General features: G+C 36.8%; 23 protein-coding genes. 5 read left to right on the top strand and 18 right to left on the bottom strand.

Annotated features, from left to right (window positions below; genetic code table 11):
- Positions 1-17 precede the first annotated feature (17 nt).
- The 5 genes from JKG64_RS11410 to JKG64_RS11390 form a co-directional block, all read right to left on the bottom strand.
- Positions 18-485, bottom strand: a complete 468-nt coding sequence (locus JKG64_RS11410; protein WP_210354442.1) for a hypothetical protein — start codon at positions 483-485, stop codon at positions 18-20.
- Between the two features lie 138 nt (positions 486-623).
- Complete coding sequence (locus JKG64_RS11405; protein ID WP_246512569.1) at positions 624-1,601, bottom strand: CHAP domain-containing protein; 978 nt, start codon at positions 1,599-1,601, stop codon at positions 624-626.
- Positions 1,520-1,906 carry a hypothetical protein gene (locus tag JKG64_RS11400; protein WP_210354441.1) on the bottom strand — a complete coding sequence of 129 codons (387 nt, stop codon included), beginning with the start codon at positions 1,904-1,906 and terminating at the stop codon, positions 1,520-1,522. Before JKG64_RS11400 ends, JKG64_RS11405 begins: the two co-directional genes overlap by 82 nt.
- A gap of 191 nt (positions 1,907-2,097) precedes the next feature.
- Entirely contained in the window at positions 2,098-2,730 is a 633-nt protein-coding gene (locus tag JKG64_RS11395; RefSeq protein ID WP_210354440.1) for a fibronectin type III domain-containing protein, read from the bottom strand.
- Positions 2,731-2,972: 242 nt separating this feature from the next.
- Positions 2,973-3,119, bottom strand: coding sequence for a hypothetical protein (locus tag JKG64_RS11390; RefSeq protein ID WP_210354439.1), 147 nt, complete (start codon positions 3,117-3,119; stop codon positions 2,973-2,975).
- A gap of 231 nt (positions 3,120-3,350) precedes the next feature.
- Here JKG64_RS11390 and JKG64_RS11385 point away from each other — a divergent pair, with 231 nt between their 5' ends.
- Positions 3,351-3,608, top strand: a complete 258-nt coding sequence (locus tag JKG64_RS11385) for a hypothetical protein (RefSeq protein ID WP_210354438.1) — start codon at positions 3,351-3,353, stop codon at positions 3,606-3,608.
- On the opposite strand, the gene JKG64_RS11380 is transcribed toward JKG64_RS11385, so the two are convergent.
- Positions 3,605-3,958, bottom strand: coding sequence for a hypothetical protein (locus JKG64_RS11380; RefSeq protein WP_210354437.1), 354 nt, complete (start codon positions 3,956-3,958; stop codon positions 3,605-3,607). The genes JKG64_RS11385 and JKG64_RS11380 overlap by 4 nt on opposite strands.
- Before the next feature lie 552 nt (positions 3,959-4,510).
- Here JKG64_RS11380 and JKG64_RS11375 point away from each other — a divergent pair.
- The gene (locus JKG64_RS11375) at positions 4,511-5,083 is read left to right on the top strand and encodes a Crp/Fnr family transcriptional regulator (protein ID WP_210354436.1); all 573 of its coding nucleotides are present in this window, start codon (positions 4,511-4,513) and stop codon (positions 5,081-5,083) included.
- Here the strand turns inward: JKG64_RS11375 and JKG64_RS11370 are convergent, their stop codons facing one another.
- Positions 5,084-5,359, bottom strand: coding sequence for a hypothetical protein (locus tag JKG64_RS11370; RefSeq protein WP_210354435.1), 276 nt, complete (start codon positions 5,357-5,359; stop codon positions 5,084-5,086).
- A gap of 470 nt (positions 5,360-5,829) precedes the next feature.
- Here JKG64_RS11370 and JKG64_RS11365 point away from each other — a divergent pair, with 470 nt between their 5' ends.
- A complete protein-coding gene (locus JKG64_RS11365; protein ID WP_210354434.1) occupies positions 5,830-5,991 on the top strand; it encodes a hypothetical protein in 162 nt (53 codons plus the stop codon).
- 544 nt (positions 5,992-6,535) lie between these two features.
- Positions 6,536-7,087 (top strand): helix-turn-helix domain-containing protein, encoded by a 552-nt coding sequence (locus JKG64_RS11360; RefSeq protein ID WP_210354433.1) that lies wholly within the window; start codon positions 6,536-6,538, stop codon positions 7,085-7,087.
- 87 nt (positions 7,088-7,174) lie between these two features.
- Here JKG64_RS11360 and JKG64_RS11355 read toward each other — a convergent pair whose 3' ends face one another.
- From JKG64_RS11355 to JKG64_RS11310, 10 genes are all read right to left on the bottom strand, one after another.
- The gene (locus JKG64_RS11355) at positions 7,175-7,690 is read right to left on the bottom strand and encodes a hypothetical protein (RefSeq protein WP_210354432.1); all 516 of its coding nucleotides are present in this window, start codon (positions 7,688-7,690) and stop codon (positions 7,175-7,177) included.
- Positions 7,691-7,695: 5 nt separating this feature from the next.
- Positions 7,696-7,848: a hypothetical protein gene (locus tag JKG64_RS11350; protein ID WP_210354431.1), complete on the bottom strand. Its 153-nt coding sequence runs from the start codon at positions 7,846-7,848 to the stop codon at positions 7,696-7,698.
- A gap of 67 nt (positions 7,849-7,915) precedes the next feature.
- Positions 7,916-8,251, bottom strand: coding sequence for a hypothetical protein (locus JKG64_RS11345; RefSeq protein WP_210354430.1), 336 nt, complete (start codon positions 8,249-8,251; stop codon positions 7,916-7,918).
- A 90-nt stretch (positions 8,252-8,341) separates the two neighbouring features.
- Entirely contained in the window at positions 8,342-8,551 is a 210-nt protein-coding gene (locus JKG64_RS11340; protein ID WP_210354429.1) for a hypothetical protein, read from the bottom strand.
- Between the two features lie 209 nt (positions 8,552-8,760).
- Positions 8,761-9,069: a hypothetical protein gene (locus tag JKG64_RS11335; RefSeq protein ID WP_210354428.1), complete on the bottom strand. Its 309-nt coding sequence runs from the start codon at positions 9,067-9,069 to the stop codon at positions 8,761-8,763.
- Between the two features lie 122 nt (positions 9,070-9,191).
- Positions 9,192-9,689, bottom strand: a complete 498-nt coding sequence (locus tag JKG64_RS11330) for a hypothetical protein (RefSeq protein WP_210354427.1) — start codon at positions 9,687-9,689, stop codon at positions 9,192-9,194.
- Between the two features lie 2 nt (positions 9,690-9,691).
- Positions 9,692-10,423: a hypothetical protein gene (locus tag JKG64_RS11325; RefSeq protein WP_210354426.1), complete on the bottom strand. Its 732-nt coding sequence runs from the start codon at positions 10,421-10,423 to the stop codon at positions 9,692-9,694.
- 140 nt (positions 10,424-10,563) lie between these two features.
- Positions 10,564-11,058, bottom strand: coding sequence for a hypothetical protein (locus tag JKG64_RS11320; RefSeq protein WP_210354425.1), 495 nt, complete (start codon positions 11,056-11,058; stop codon positions 10,564-10,566).
- Between the two features lie 41 nt (positions 11,059-11,099).
- Positions 11,100-11,393, bottom strand: coding sequence for a DUF6896 domain-containing protein (locus JKG64_RS11315; RefSeq protein ID WP_210354424.1), 294 nt, complete (start codon positions 11,391-11,393; stop codon positions 11,100-11,102).
- Between the two features lie 479 nt (positions 11,394-11,872).
- The gene (locus JKG64_RS11310) at positions 11,873-12,340 is read right to left on the bottom strand and encodes a hypothetical protein (RefSeq protein WP_210354423.1); all 468 of its coding nucleotides are present in this window, start codon (positions 12,338-12,340) and stop codon (positions 11,873-11,875) included.
- A gap of 385 nt (positions 12,341-12,725) precedes the next feature.
- On the opposite strand from JKG64_RS11310, the gene JKG64_RS11305 reads away from it, so the two are divergent.
- Positions 12,726-13,199, top strand: a complete 474-nt coding sequence (locus JKG64_RS11305) for a hypothetical protein (RefSeq protein WP_210354422.1) — start codon at positions 12,726-12,728, stop codon at positions 13,197-13,199.
- Positions 13,200-13,530: 331 nt separating this feature from the next.
- Here the strand turns inward: JKG64_RS11305 and JKG64_RS11300 are convergent, their stop codons facing one another.
- A complete protein-coding gene (locus tag JKG64_RS11300) occupies positions 13,531-14,859 on the bottom strand; it encodes a sensor histidine kinase (protein ID WP_210354421.1) in 1,329 nt (442 codons plus the stop codon).
- Between the last annotated feature and the right edge of the window lie 19 nt (positions 14,860-14,878).

Here is a 14,878-nt window from a genome sequence, read left to right as displayed (position 1 = left end):
GGATGTAGGTAATAGCTTTACATCCGTCTTATACGTTTAAAGAGAAAGCCACAACCCAATAATACGACCACAACTAACAGTATCGTCCACCTACTATCCGTTACCCGACGATAATATGTCTTCCAGACATTGTAGCTTTCCTGTTGGGCCGTAACCGTATGGATACTATCGAGCAGTAACTCTTGACGATGTACCTGTAGGTTACTTTCGCTCATAGACAGCATGCCTTGTGTAGCATACAATCCACTATCGGGGTGGTAATAGAAAGCACTGTCTGTGCTAAAGAACCAATACCGACCTGTACTGTCCCACCACTCTGACATTGCCGCCTGCCGGCTCTGTACACCCGTATATTGTTTCTGTATCATTGACTCTTGTTCGAATGTCTTTTGTTTTAGCGTTCGGCAAGAAGAGAAAGTGAAGAGGATGCTGAAGGTTATGATAGTGAAGCACCCGATAATCGGGACAAGAGTGATATGTTTCATATGTGTATAATCTGTTTTTTAATGGTCATCCGCCAGCTGGCGGACTATGAGTGTTTGTGTTTCGCTAAACATGAGTATTTCATAATAATAGAATTAAAGAAAGTGATAATCTCCATACTAAATACTAGGTACTAAATACTATTTAACCCAATCCGCCAAAGCATACACCGTCTTCAAATGTCTTCGTCTGGATTCCACCCGATCGTTGCTATTGCCTTCTATGGTAATCAGATAATCATTAGCGATTTCTTTCACCAAGCCTACATGATTGATACGTTTTGCTTTAACTCCATATACTCCGAATACATTAGCTTTTACATTCTCACTTTTTAACGCATTCACCTTCTCACCACTTCTCCAATATACCTTAGCTTTTGGAAACAAGGCCGGAGACCACGGGTTACGTGGAACAGGTAAACCAGCTTGCCCATAACACCAAGAGACAAACGCTGCACACCATTCGTGCCCTTTACCAAGATTCGTATAGCGAAGGTATTCCTCCACACGCTTTCCGTCGTTGTTGCCTGTAGCTTCGCGAACGTCAAGTTCTTTTGAAGCAATTGCTATTATTAAGTTGCTCTTGTCCTCATTGGCGGACTGCCTAGGCACTTTCCCTTGATAGAAAGTGCCACAAAGATCAAGACTGTTTAGCTTATGTTCATCACGGCTTCGCAAAGCTACACAGGCGGTCCCCAAGGTCCCCTGCCCTTCTATTCTCCCCTTCGACTGGGAATCCTGATCTAGTGCAAAATGTACAGAACTGCTATTCGTCGCTTTACGACCTTTGACTCCATATGCTAAAAGGTCATCCTTAATAGCTAGCTGCTTCACAGGAGATATTAATGTAGAGGGTAAGCAATTACTAGCAAATACCATCCATTCTCCCAATTTATCGCCTACAAAAATTTTGACAATTGTACTGGGATGCACGGACTTCGTGTCAAAAATTTTAAGCGATGAGTTTTTTGCATACTTTTTAGCGGAAAAAAAGTATGTCCTCGTCATGGAAAATGACAGCTGTGGCCTGAGCGAACTTAAAACACCACTTTCATCACCATTATCACTGCATACAGCAATAAAAAGAAAACTGAGAAATAAAGAATACATTGTTGCCATGATGTCAATTGGTTAAAATGTTGACCAAACTGTTTACGAAAAGATTTAAATGGATGCCACAGCAGTTCCTGTAGCCAGACACTGATATAGACAGCGAGCCATCCCAGCAGCAGTCCGAAGACCGCAACCGTCAGTATCCCGAAATCCAATACGCCGATAGCTGGATCGATAAGCTGTAGTATGACCGATACGCCTACCCAAGCGATAATCAGGAAAAGAAAGCCGAAGAACAGCTTCTCCCGAAGCGTAAGTTCTCCCCGCCAGCCCTGGGCTAGCCATGAAGGATTATCTGTTATTGTTGTCATGTTATAAAATAGTTATAGAGTTAGAAATAGTTAAAATGAAGAACCGTGATTACCCAACCAGGCTAAGGTATTAGATAACACTAGATAGTTAAAGGAGGTTAGAGGGAGTTAGATCGATTAACCATCTAACTTTCTCACCCTCTAACTCTTCTCATTAGTCATCTATCATTAACCATTGATGATTTACCTCCTTATCTTACGATTAGATAAATATTTTCTGACCAATCGCCTATTCCCTTGTTATTGCGTCCGCGCACACGAAAGTAGACCTTATCTCCAGGGGACAGACCACCGATATAATTGCCCCTCGAGCTCCCCGTACTTAGGATATCTCCCCATACCTGCTGATTCTCCGAGTCTAATACCGTTGTATAGCAGTACTCGTATTCCGAGATATTCTTCTGTGGTGTAAAACTAAACTTTACTTCTCCAGATGTACGTCCATCTTCCAGGCGCATCCCCACGATTACGGTAGGATAGCCCACAGATTTTGGAGGGGGAACCAACATAAAGCCAGAACTGGCTAGAATTTCTCCATCTCCATCCGCTGTTATATTGACATAAAAAGCCAATTGCCGCATAGCGTCCAGCACTTTATCCCGGGCATTGTCTCTGGCTTTTTTCTCCAACTGACTGCCCCGTATTGCGGCAACCTCATGTTTAGTCCTGTAGTCGTTGACCAGTATTTCGTAATCCGCCATCTCCGGTCTCGGATCAGGAAATAAAGGATTATTCTTCATCGCGGTCAATGTCTTGCCCGCCAGACTCGATAGGGAATAATCATCCCATTTTTGATAAGCGATATACACTCGATCTCTTCTCATTTTATTATAAAATTTAATTATTGTAAATAATATGCGGCCTTCGGCAGCTGATAGTTTCTCCTTGCCGGCCCCTGCGGTTCAGCACGTATGCGATGGGCTTTAATTCGGTACATTTTCTCTCCTTTCTTTGAATCCATAACCAAAGATGGCCCAGCCCCAGCTGCAAACCTAAAAAACAGGCAACAGCAGGCAACAACGTACAGCAATGGCAGTTTTCCCATGCACCACCATACAAAATCAGATCAAAAAACCGATATAACCATAAGGGGTCCCGGCATCCCTTTACGTCTAAAAAGAAAATCTATAAGAATATTCCCTACTTCCTTCAGCTTATGCCGTATAGCTCTATAGGTATACACCACTTCCTTACGTCCGATTGATTTATCCATATGACCGGACTGAATCGTAATATGACTTTTTCGTTTACCCCTATGGATCGCGCATATCCCCATATACCTTTTCTGCAACCCCTTAAGGAAATAGATCGCTGCCCTACTTCAAACCCGTATTTCCTTACAAGTTTTCTTCATATCATTGTCTATATCTCGTATAGTCAAACAGGTGGGATGTACTTCCATACGTCTATACGATACTTCCCTTGCACTTCATCCTACAGCATTATGGCAATACAAAAAAGTCGTAAGGGTATAACGTACAGTTCTCCGTCCCATCGGCAGTTCCGTGTGGATTTCACCTCAACCAGTAACACGAATCCACACTTCCATAAGTTTGTTTCTTGTTTCCATACATCAGCATGGCCTTACTATCATGCAATGCTCCCTACCTCTATCGGTAAAAAGCAAACCCATAAGGATCCAGGGCAGAACCTTACAGGATTTACTCGCCTCAGCCAAATAGATTACTATTTGGCTTCTTAAATTTTTCCTTTTGGTCTTGAATAGGAATACAGCAGAGCCTCCACTTCACTTCGTATCAGACGTACCCCGGCAATATCCTCTTTATCGACCGTCGTAAGTACTTTCTGCGAGCGGAGGTCATCGATCTTCCAACGGCTGACCTTTAGTATACCCCGAGCTTCCTTAACCGTCACCAATTCTTCTTCGAGGTATCCCCTTCTTTTCCACATGTCGCGGACTTCTTCTTTTTCAGTACCGTTATCCTTCCTAACATCTCGACATAAAAAGGACTTCATTAATTCTTTAATATCCTTCAACAATTCATTGCCCACAGTCTGCTCTTCGATAAATTTCTGAAACATCTCTTTCATAATAACAAAAATGACATGCACAGTCAAAGTCCGGCCATAGCTACTATGCGGTTAAAACAAAAACTAGATTTATAAATTATTAATTGGTTGGGATCCCTCCCTATCATCCTATATCGTGTACCTCCTCCACTACTTGCAAAAAAGCCACTACTTTATATATAACTCCCTTATTTTAAAATAGTTTTGATAAATTAATATTATAAACATTTATCTTAATTTATTAACTTAGTAAAAATATCAATTGTGCCTGTCCAATTATAGCAGTCCCGTTCTATTCGAGCCCATCCGTTTTACAGGTCCTTATTATATCATTTTTATGGTTACATCTCATCGATACATTACCGTTTATACCCGACCGCATCTGTGGTTTCGGCGGTTGGTGTCCTTTGCGATGTACGGTCCATATTATAACCGTCCGCTCACCTTCGGTGTCTCTGGGGCATAGCTGCCATTGGTCATCTCTGCCCGTACCTCTTTCCTATCATCTCATCCCCTACGGAGCAGAAAGTCCGCTCTATGGGAGATTTATTGAAGCAATAAAAACAATACACTATGCAACAGGATCTGAATTACCAATTTCTAAAAGGTATTTTGAGCCGCTACAGAATACCGAGCGAAGAGCTCTTGGAAGCCATACTCCACAATAGCCGTGTCAAAAGCTACGAAGACAAAGAAGTATTGCTCCGCTTGAGCGAGATCTATACCAAGATCGTACTGATACAGGAGGGCAAAGCCATCGCATTGGAAAAAGTAAAGCAAAAAAAATACCTGGACTGGATCTGGAGTCCGAACGAGGTCATTATCCATGCAAGCAGTTCGCTAGAGAATCGGATCAGCGACGTGGAGATTGTATTTCCAATAGCCAGCACCACACTCGAGATCGACCTGATCGATCTATTTCGGATACGGGAGCAATTTACCGAACTCAACTACTATGTCAACCGCTTTCTGGCACAAAAGAACAGTAAACTGAAGAAGCACATACGTTGGATCAAGCGGACCGATGCCAAAGAAAGAATAGCACAGTTTAGGGACGACCACAAGGACATTTTTTACGTTATCACGGACGAGCAAAAAGCTAGCTATCTGAAAATGAGTTTACGCTGGTTTCAGAAGAATAAGTAACTAAAACCTATTCTCATCCCGATAGCGCGTATAGTTATCAAAATTCTGCTTGGTCCATTTCGTAAGGTGATAGCCCTTGCATACCTTACAATAGTAGATGCGCCGTTGCGCCTGCTTGCCCTGGCGGTGCTTGACCCGCCGGCCATCGATCTTATTGCGTATCAAAGCAGACCACTTGTGCTTGAGCATCGTCCATTGCGCCTCCAACTTATTGGGAAAGGATACCTTGCCCGTACCCCTACACTTTTTAAACTTAGGCCTGGCCATTTCTTCCATAATCAAAACATTTTAAAGCGTTTACAACCGAGCTTTAGCGAGCTCACCTTTAGATAACTTCCGTATGGTCAATACACCCCAAGATAACCTACAAGAGAGATTAAAGCAAAGAAGACACGTGCATTTTCAAAAAATTACGAATTAATTCGTACAAAAAGTGCAAAAGACATCCCCTTGACACTTAATTCATCACATTTGCGAATTAACACATCTAAAAAAAGAGCTTGTCTTCTATAGCTTAGCACTATGATACATCGCAACAAGAAAAATGTCTATACCGTAAGGGAGAAATTCGCATTATTTCGGGCACCCCGTAGGTAAAGGCATAATGGAGATCCACCATCGGCAGATCGTGACTCCGCAACAGATCGATCCATTAGGATCATCGTCACCTCAGGGAGACACAGACAGTAACATTTCAATATTATAAACTAAAGTTCGCACTCATCTTCAAGTGCACAATTTGCCCTATGCAAATACTAAAAACAAATTGGCTTAAAGCTATCATGGGATTAACACTTGCACTTAGTGCAGGATATTTTGCAGTAAATGCTTCGGAAAAGAAAGCCGAGCCAGCTGAAAAGAAAACAGAAAAAGTAGTGACCAAGCCACACGTTTTAATAAAAAATTGATTAAATGATTATCAAGGATGTGCTTAGAAGATAATTTAAGTTTTAATAATCGGTATATGATACACATCACAAGAATAGAAAAGTCATGCTAATGACTAAGCTTACCCAAACTATTCGGGAGCTTTAAAAATGTTTTTGTACTGTTGATTCTTTGTTATCATTGCTTTTATATTTCTATTTCGGGGAGAAATTCAGCAGAACATAAAAGCGGGCATAAAAAAAGCCACCCCTTTGCTTGCTCTGCCGAGAAGGCGTAGGACAGCCACTGTCTTTCGACAGCCGAGCACAGAGCAAGCAGAGTGACCAAGTCTTATGACTATACAAATATAGCATAAGACCTAGGTCTTTCCTACTCCTTGCACTCGAATGTCCTACTTTTCTCCGCAAGATTTTTAAAGTATAATATTTTATAATACCACCTAGTGATATTACATTTTTTTACCAAACACTAATCAAAACAAATATACATATTATATGTATAAAAACAACTATAATATGTATAAACTAAAGCAACAAGTACTTTTAAATATTCTATAAAAGTACTATGGAAAAGAAAAAACGAGTTTTAAATGCTTTAGGAGAGTATCTAGAGAAAAGATCAGTCAATAAGGCTCAAGTATCTAGAAGAACTGGCATCCACCAAACAAGGATGACTTGGCTATGCTATGAATCAATCCATTATTTACGTTCTAGCGAACTAGAATTAATAGCAAAAGCTATAAACGAAAATGGTTACGAGATGCACAAAGACCTCTTTGATGATCTAGAACTAAAAGAAGAGTTTACTCCTTCTGAAAAGGTTATTAATAACATTACAAAAGAGCTTACTGAAAAGAATTTAATAAGTCAGTTTAGTTTGACTACACAAGATATAAAACGTATATCAGAATTTCTTCCTTTCTGCCAGGAAGAAAAGCTCGAATCAGAATTACTTTCACATCTTGGCCTCAAGCGTAAAAGTGCTAAAATGACTGCAACGATAAAAGCCTGTGTCGAGGCAGACTGGCTAAAACTTCAACAAAAAAACACAGAAGAAGGTCTCCTTTCCTATTACATCATTACTGAACATGGTAAAAAGATTCTCGAAATTGAGTAATCCATAAGTAAAGAATAAACAAATACATTTAAAATATACAGCCCAATCCGGTGAAAGATTGGGCTGCAGAAGATCAAGCTATATCCATTAAAACAGGTAATCCAGATCAACCATCATTTTCCACACATGAGGATCTTCTTTTTTTCTTAAAATATACTTTGCATGTCCAATGCTCGCTTTCATTAACTCCACGTAAGGTAATTTTTTAAAACCAAATAATGCAGGTAAATGAAAAGATATATCACTTTTAGGTTTCTTAACAATATCCCAATAAACCTTCCCCTTATACTTATCTATGACATAATCAGACAGTACAATAGAAGTATCTGCAGCAAAAGCATATCCTGCATTTGTCAGATCAAAAACACCGCCCTCAGTCTTTAATGAAAACTCTTCACTAAATAAGGTATCTCGTATCCGGTCACACAAGATATCAAAATCTATTTCGTGTCTTTGAATAGATAAATATTCTAAGTAATAATTTGATCTATTGCTCTTTGTAGATATAAACCAATTAAAGTATTCTTTAGAATCTTTCAATGACCAATCGAAGTTTTTAGTCGAAAAAAATTTCTCTGGTGGTATAAAAAGTGGATATGCCATAAATATTATTTGTGAATAAAAATACTAAAATCATTCTTTCGGAGTAAATCCTCCAGTTGCGGCGTTGGTCCAACACCAGTTTTTCCAGGGAAAAAATGCCATTCTACTTCACTAACTCCACTTTTCTTATCTTTTAACAACAATGGATCTTTTTTCAACAACAGCGCCCAATCTTTATCGGATTGGGCGTTGTTGTTATTTAACTTATAATCTCACTCATTAAAATTACGATGATACGTCAGAATAATCATTCCAACCTAAATGTGAAAAAACAGATTCTATTGTACCTATTTTTGAAAACACCTGTTTTAGTATTCCGTCATTTAATAGTTTCTTAACAACAATAGATATACTCTCATAGGACAAATCTTTCAGAATAAGCATATCTGTCGACCAAAAATATATATCACTATCGCTCTCCATAAGATGTTTAATATTTTGCAAAGTAAACAGTGTTCCAAAATAAACTTCACCGTTCTCTAGAACAATATTTAAATCAAGGTTATCATTGTAGATATCAAGCACTTGATATGGTGCAGGAAACATTATTTTAAATTGCATTTTTACTTTTTTAAACTTTTATTAACCTCTATCAGCCTATTAATTACAGCCTATTGATTTGCATTATCAGAATATATATTATCTATTCATTCACACCGTTTCCAACTTCACCAATCCCCTGCTACCACTGTAATCTATCGCATTACAATATTGCAAAAAATGCCCTTCCCGAACAAAACCTGCCTCTATCCCCTCTCCTTCCATTATCCAAATTAGCCATTCTCTTCGACTTTCCTGAATATTATCTTTGATCGCCTGAATAACTTGCTTTGCCGTATATTTCTTAAAATCCTGTATCAATCGCTGAGGTGCCTGATTGATGACTAGGCATGATACACCAAGAATAAACTTGCATTCCTTTTTCCCTAACGCAGTAATTTAACGAATCCACTGCAATGTCAGCGTATAATTTTCGGACAAATACATCCACCCAATTGCCTTAATATTTTCAACTTCGAATCAAACGCAACCACTATCTTTTTATAATATAATTGCTCAACTGTTTCTTATTATTCTGAAATTTCATCGGATTGATTCGACTCCTTAACAACAGAATTAAAAATCAGCAAACTTATCACGAAAAACAAACCTTGAACAATTGTAATAGAAAGTAAACTTGCAGAACCAAAATACACCAATGCAAGACTAATAAAATTTATTGGCAGAGTAATGATTAATAAAAATAAATGCAGAAATTGAATTATTTCCCCCCAGAAAAACTCACCGACAAAAGATTGCCCGTATAAAGCCCCAATTAACACAAAATATGCAACAATATGGTAGTAGTAAAAATAATTGATTTTTGTCTGTTTGTCCATAGTTAATATTTTGATGAGATTAAAGCTGACTTAATAAAACATACTAGTATATGCGATGTCGATTACTCTTTGTGACAGACTCTGAATAGCAATAGAAGTATCGGTAGCATTTACAATAATTTTCAGAGAGTCGGCTTAGCAGGAATATAATATAATAAAACACCTTTAAGCTCACTTTCATTATAGTCAATATATTTTAATGGAATCTTATAGGTTATTACATCTTGGTCAATAACATAATCAGCATCCATCTTTACATTTTTCCCTATTTTAATTAAAAGACATTCACTTCTCTTATCTCGGTTTAAATCTATGGATGCAATACGCTCCCAGGGTATAAAGACTTTTCCAAATAAATAACGTTTGTCCAAGATTCCCTTCTCATCTAGCAGGAGAACATATTTGCGACGTGCTACTAAAAAGAAATATAATGTACACAAAATAAAGGGGACAAATGATAGAAGTGTTATCAGAAATGTATTGGACATGAAATATCCTGTACCAAATAATACAGACTCTCTATATACTCCAGGAATTCCAGAAAGAATAAAAACAACAGAAAAAATCACGAACAAAATAATTCTAAATCTATTTTTGTGTGAAAAAGCAACTTTATCCATACTTAGTCTTCTATTACAATAAACCTATTCAACGCACTCTCATCAATTTCTTTCGAGCTTCTGTTCAATCTATTAAACAAAAACAAATAAACATGATCCTGATACCTTCTTAAGCAAAGCAACATATTCATAGTGCCATTATTCTTCTCATTATTTTCTTCAAATATACTTTTTGGAGACGTCTCAATTACGATATCACTATGATTTCTATCGTTCAATCTCACTTTAAAACCATAACTATTGGGTATAAAATAAGAACATAAGGTATCATTTTGGATTAAGCTTTTAATATCACCAGATCTAGGAAGATGAATATCAATCGAATTAACACGAACAAGTTCGTAATCATAAGAGTAAGAAATTTTTGTCATTAAATTTTCAACGCCAGCATAAAAGACTCCTCCATCGATACCAGTTTTTATGAGATCCTTATGCAAATTGACACCTCTAGTCAAGCTCAACATTGGAGAAGCATCCAGCCTCACCGCAGTAATAAAAATAGAATCTTTATATGCAAATGAAGAAATCGCGGATTGATCCACAAATACAGTTTTTGAAAAACTAATATCAGTTGAATCAATGCTCAATAAAGCCAAGCATTCTTTGGGAATAGCTGATGTTAAACTAGACATTTTCTTATCTAAATATTGCTGTCCAAGCTTCGCTACCTTAAATAAGGCCACATAAACCACCACTATCAATAAAACAACTAATAAGACTTTAATATATCTCATTTATATTAATTAAGAATTATGTTTTAATATAGGAATTACTAACGGAACGACAGAACTTCCAAATAAATAAGCCTTCTCTACTAGCCTCTTGATAATAGTTTTTTTTAAAAAATTACATTTCGTTTTCATAAATAAAAAAATTATCCTACCCAATGATGTAGCTTTTTGTAATCATATATAAGGTCAAGGTTAGCTTTACTTTTTACGATAGCTGCTTGTAAGAACATTAAAACCTTCTTTATCTGCTCATCGAACTCACAGACATTTACGTTTGTATAATTCGAGTTGTTTAGTAAGCCTTCCAATCCTCCATTTACATCTTTCCATTCTGCTTTAATGTGGACATGATGATCGGTTTTCCTCAAGATCCAAATACTTGCAAAAGTATTGGAAGCCCAATGTACTTCCAAATCTAAAACATTGTCATCCCTGAGGAAAGATAAAATCTTAATAAAATCAAAAACCATAACTGGAATATCATATTTGTAAGAAAGTGGAATAAAAATATTATTCCAGATAAGAAATGAATAATCGGTGTCTAAAGGGAAGATATTTTCAAGAACATCTTCCACCCCCATTGATTTATCGATTCTTAATACAAGAACCTCAGGGTTACCTAATTGAATTTTTATCATATGATTGGCTGTTTCGGTTGGTATAGAACTCTACCTAATCTTTAAATGCATTCGTATCTCTTATTTGAAAGACAGAAAATGTTATATACTCTATCTCCAAAAGAAGAAGCTTTTTTATCTTCAACCAATTGAAGCAATATCTCATGAAGTTCTTCTAAACTATATTTTACGGTCTTCCACTTCTCACTGGTATTGATAAATTCATTCAACTCCCAATTCGAAAACTTAACAGGATATTCATTTTCCGGTAAAAGGTCATATTCACAAATAACACCATGTTTCTCCAATCTACACGCTGCTCCGTGATATTGAAATTTATAATCTCCCTGCTCCAAAGTTCAATTGGTTTATTATGATGTTGCCAAAATTGATGTTGTCACTCTATTTTTATTCCTGCTCTTTCCATCATTCAAGTTAGCCATTCTCTTCGACTTTCCTGAATATTATCTTTGATCGCCTGAATAACTTGCTTTGCTATATATTTCTTAAAATCCTGTAATAATCGCTGGAGTTCATCATTAGAAGAACGAAAAATAAGATTTAAATGACTGGGCATGATACATCAGAAAATCCATCTTCTAAAGAATTGCTGTTATCTAAAACATCACTGATTAACAATGTCCGAAATAACATAACCAACCTGGTTTAATAAAAATAACACACATATTGTATCTGGAATACGATAATGTCTATTATAATAGTTATTTTTTTTATATAGGTAAATCATCATTAATAGTAGTAAAGCAATAATAAAAAGCTTTACTAAGGCAAGAACAGTTGTTATTGGTATCCAGAATGAAGCTGTCTAATTCTTTTAATATAATCTCACCAACGAATCTTTAGTAGGAAAAAAGAAAAGACTATTTCCCTTCCTTGTAGCAAGTTCATATTTCAATTTCAAAAAAACCTTTCCCTTGACAATCACATCTTCACAGTTTTTAGGGCTATAGACATCAGCAAAACTACTCACTCTAGAAACAGTTATGACAGCCTGTTTATGACGTAAAGAATCAAAACCCGCTTTTGCCAAATAAACTTCCAAGGTATCCGGATTACCTTTTTTATCATAAACTATACGACTATTGATTGGTATATAAGGGTTCGTTCGAGGTAGAATCGTAAAGTTTTTCTCTTGAAAATAGAACGACGAATCGGTATACCGATATATTGGCATGTCTGAACTATCTCCAAATCTCAACTTGAATCCATCCCTACAGCCGCTAAAAATTAAACATGTGAGCCATAGAGCATAAAAAACACCTCTTTTTGATAGTATAAGCATGAAATATAACTTAAGTCTAATTGTCCTTATTCTCGTGATAATTCCATTCAAATGTAACACTCTAAGATTAAGAGAATATTAACAAAAATTAAAAGCCATCCGTTGACATCACTTCCCTAAAATGGTGATTATAAATCATCTATTCTATCACAAAGCTTTCAACTTTACCAATCTCCTGCCCCGCCACTGTAATCTACCGCATCACTATAACACCCAAAAGGCCTTTCCTGAACAAAACCGGTCTGCACAGGATTATTAAGCTATTGCCAACACGAATATTACCCTGAGAAAGAAAACCATCCTCTATTCTCTACTAAAAGTTAACCTCCTATTAACATCAGCTTAAAGATCAATGCTTACTTTTCGTAAAATCAAATTCGTTTATATGTTAACATCAAATAAAAGCCACTTAAAAAAGTTGTTTTTAGGAGTTTTGTTTTTAGTTATCGGTTTCTTTTGTTTTGAATTTTTCAGAAGACAAATAGGAGGTTTCGCAGGTTCTTATCCTTTTGCTGAAGTATGGCAAATTGCTGGATCTATAGAAGATACTGAGCGTAAACTAATAAAACTTCATGAAATAGAACCTGACTTATTTTTTGAAAAAGGCAAATTATCCTTTAAAAAGGACCATACAGGGTATTGGAAAAAAGTAGATTTTTACTATAAAGACAGACAGGAAATTGTTCATGCTCTAATTAGGGATAATGGTGATAACACTAGCATCTATCTAGTTAGTTTCGTCGATACGGTAACAGGTAATCTCCGTTTGATGAATAAAGATTTTGGCTTTTTTGCCAATCTCAGGGAAATGAAAGATTTTGAAAAAAACATCCTAAATAAAATAAACGCCATTAAATAATTTCAATATAAGCATCGGATAAAATAGCGTTTTTTGTTTCCACCTACTTTTAAAACCTAAAATCGCTCAATATTGAATTGTATTATTAGAGATAAATCATTCCTAACCAAACATCCACGCTGCAATACTTTCTGCATTGGCAAACTCTTTATAATTAAGAATTTTAGACAAAACGGTATTGCTAAAAGTAGTTTTGCCTATACCATTGCAACCAGATATGACGTAGATATTAGGTTTCTTGAGTAATTCCAATTTAAATGAGTTCTTTTCCAATAATGTACCAAACTACACATCACAGCTGCTAGAAAATAGCGGCTGGAAAATCTATCTTTCAAGATTTCTCCAATGGGATGGACACCATAATTTCAGTGCCTCTGGCATCCGAATTAATTCTAATTTCACCATTTAGATATTGAATACGACGGTGAATAGACTTCAAGCCTATTGTAGCTCTTCCAACATTAACTTTCTTTTCATGTAAGCCTATTCCATCATCATTGATGATTAATAATAAGTTATCATCTTCTTCATAAATCAGAATACCTACATTTTTAGCCTTGGCATGTTTGATAATATTGGTGATGGCCTCTTGAATAATACGGAGTAATGCTATCCGTGTATCCATATCAACACCTGATAAGCTGCTGTTGTCGATATGAATATTCTTGCTATATCTGCTATCAGGTAGAGAACTGTCCGTCAGTAATATGATTTGCTTTTCAAAAGACTGCTCTTGCTCTCCGTCAGCTGCACTGAACCATTCATGGCTTTTGTTTCGCGCGGCTTTATAAGCACCTTCTACTTGCTTTTGAAGCATAGTTAGTCTCTTTTTCAGTTCGATATCACTGGTATCCATCATTAGCGTTTCTAATTGATATCTAATGGCGGCAATAGACGATGAAAGCCCATCATGAAGATCCTGCCCAAGCCGTTGTTGCTCTTCTTTTACAGCTTGATGTTTTGCTTCTTCCATAGTCATGATTTGCATATTTGCAACGTCATTGAGTGCTTCTATCCGAGCTTTCGCCCTTCTGTCCCGACGGAGCATGATCAAATATATGGCCAACACAATCATCGCTGCGGAAATAGAAATAATCAACAACCATAAGGCGCGTTGTGCATTTTTTTCGCTTAATAACTTATTTTGGTCCTGTACTGCATTGTATTCGACATAATCCTTGATAAACTCTTTTGATTTTTCCCAATCTGCTGTTATCGACTTGTCTAGATCGGAATAGACTTTGATAATCTCGTCCTTATCTCCTAATTGTTTTGCAACTTCTAATGCACTATGTAGAATGTAAATTTCTATGGAGCTGTCTCCACTTTTTTGTGCCACCTCATAAGCCTGATAAAGATACTCAAGTGCTTTTTTAGGATTGCTTTCGTAAATTCCTGTCAGGAGGAAGAGTGCGTTGATCACTAGGTTTGAGTTGCCAATGCGTGTTGCATCAAATAAAGACTGTCTTGTAAGTGGTAAAGCCTCCTGTAACCGCCCTTTTGAAAACAATAAATCGCAGTACCATAACTGATTGTAAACCATCATATCTGCCTCTTTGTAACGGCTTGCAATCTCTGTAGATTTGTCCATGTAGTATTGGACGCTATCCTGAGGAAGATCCGGGTTTCGGAGACAATAGTGTGCATATACCCTGGACATGATACTATCTTTTTTCAAT

It is taken from the genome of Sphingobacterium tabacisoli, assembly GCF_017908035.1.
Lineage (GTDB): Bacteria > Bacteroidota > Bacteroidia > Sphingobacteriales > Sphingobacteriaceae > Sphingobacterium > Sphingobacterium tabacisoli.
This window is presented reverse-complemented; position numbering and strand designations above follow the sequence as displayed.

Bases quoted from the DNA above. Each gene is read 5' to 3' on its own strand.
- JKG64_RS11410 (WP_210354442.1), bottom strand. From the start codon at position 485: ATGAAACATATCACTCTTGTCCCGATTATCGGGTGCTTCACTATCATA.
- JKG64_RS11405 (WP_246512569.1), bottom strand. From the start codon at position 1,601: ATGGCAACAATGTATTCTTTATTTCTCAGTTTTCTTTTTATTGCTGTA.
- JKG64_RS11400 (WP_210354441.1), bottom strand. From the start codon at position 1,906: ATGACAACAATAACAGATAATCCTTCATGGCTAGCCCAGGGCTGGCGG.
- JKG64_RS11395 (WP_210354440.1), bottom strand. From the start codon at position 2,730: ATGAGAAGAGATCGAGTGTATATCGCTTATCAAAAATGGGATGATTAT.
- JKG64_RS11390 (WP_210354439.1), bottom strand. From the start codon at position 3,119: ATGGATAAATCAATCGGACGTAAGGAAGTGGTGTATACCTATAGAGCT.
- JKG64_RS11385 (WP_210354438.1), top strand. From the start codon at position 3,351: ATGGCAATACAAAAAAGTCGTAAGGGTATAACGTACAGTTCTCCGTCC.
- JKG64_RS11380 (WP_210354437.1), bottom strand. From the start codon at position 3,958: ATGAAAGAGATGTTTCAGAAATTTATCGAAGAGCAGACTGTGGGCAAT.
- JKG64_RS11375 (WP_210354436.1), top strand. From the start codon at position 4,511: ATGCAACAGGATCTGAATTACCAATTTCTAAAAGGTATTTTGAGCCGC.
- JKG64_RS11370 (WP_210354435.1), bottom strand. From the start codon at position 5,359: ATGGAAGAAATGGCCAGGCCTAAGTTTAAAAAGTGTAGGGGTACGGGC.
- JKG64_RS11365 (WP_210354434.1), top strand. From the start codon at position 5,830: ATGCAAATACTAAAAACAAATTGGCTTAAAGCTATCATGGGATTAACA.
- JKG64_RS11360 (WP_210354433.1), top strand. From the start codon at position 6,536: ATGGAAAAGAAAAAACGAGTTTTAAATGCTTTAGGAGAGTATCTAGAG.
- JKG64_RS11355 (WP_210354432.1), bottom strand. From the start codon at position 7,690: ATGGCATATCCACTTTTTATACCACCAGAGAAATTTTTTTCGACTAAA.
- JKG64_RS11345 (WP_210354430.1), bottom strand. From the start codon at position 8,251: ATGCAATTTAAAATAATGTTTCCTGCACCATATCAAGTGCTTGATATC.
- JKG64_RS11335 (WP_210354428.1), bottom strand. From the start codon at position 9,069: ATGGACAAACAGACAAAAATCAATTATTTTTACTACTACCATATTGTT.
- JKG64_RS11330 (WP_210354427.1), bottom strand. From the start codon at position 9,689: ATGGATAAAGTTGCTTTTTCACACAAAAATAGATTTAGAATTATTTTG.
- JKG64_RS11325 (WP_210354426.1), bottom strand. From the start codon at position 10,423: ATGAGATATATTAAAGTCTTATTAGTTGTTTTATTGATAGTGGTGGTT.
- JKG64_RS11320 (WP_210354425.1), bottom strand. From the start codon at position 11,058: ATGATAAAAATTCAATTAGGTAACCCTGAGGTTCTTGTATTAAGAATC.
- JKG64_RS11310 (WP_210354423.1), bottom strand. From the start codon at position 12,340: ATGCTTATACTATCAAAAAGAGGTGTTTTTTATGCTCTATGGCTCACA.
- JKG64_RS11305 (WP_210354422.1), top strand. From the start codon at position 12,726: ATGTTAACATCAAATAAAAGCCACTTAAAAAAGTTGTTTTTAGGAGTT.
- JKG64_RS11300 (WP_210354421.1), bottom strand. From the start codon at position 14,859: ATGTCCAGGGTATATGCACACTATTGTCTCCGAAACCCGGATCTTCCT.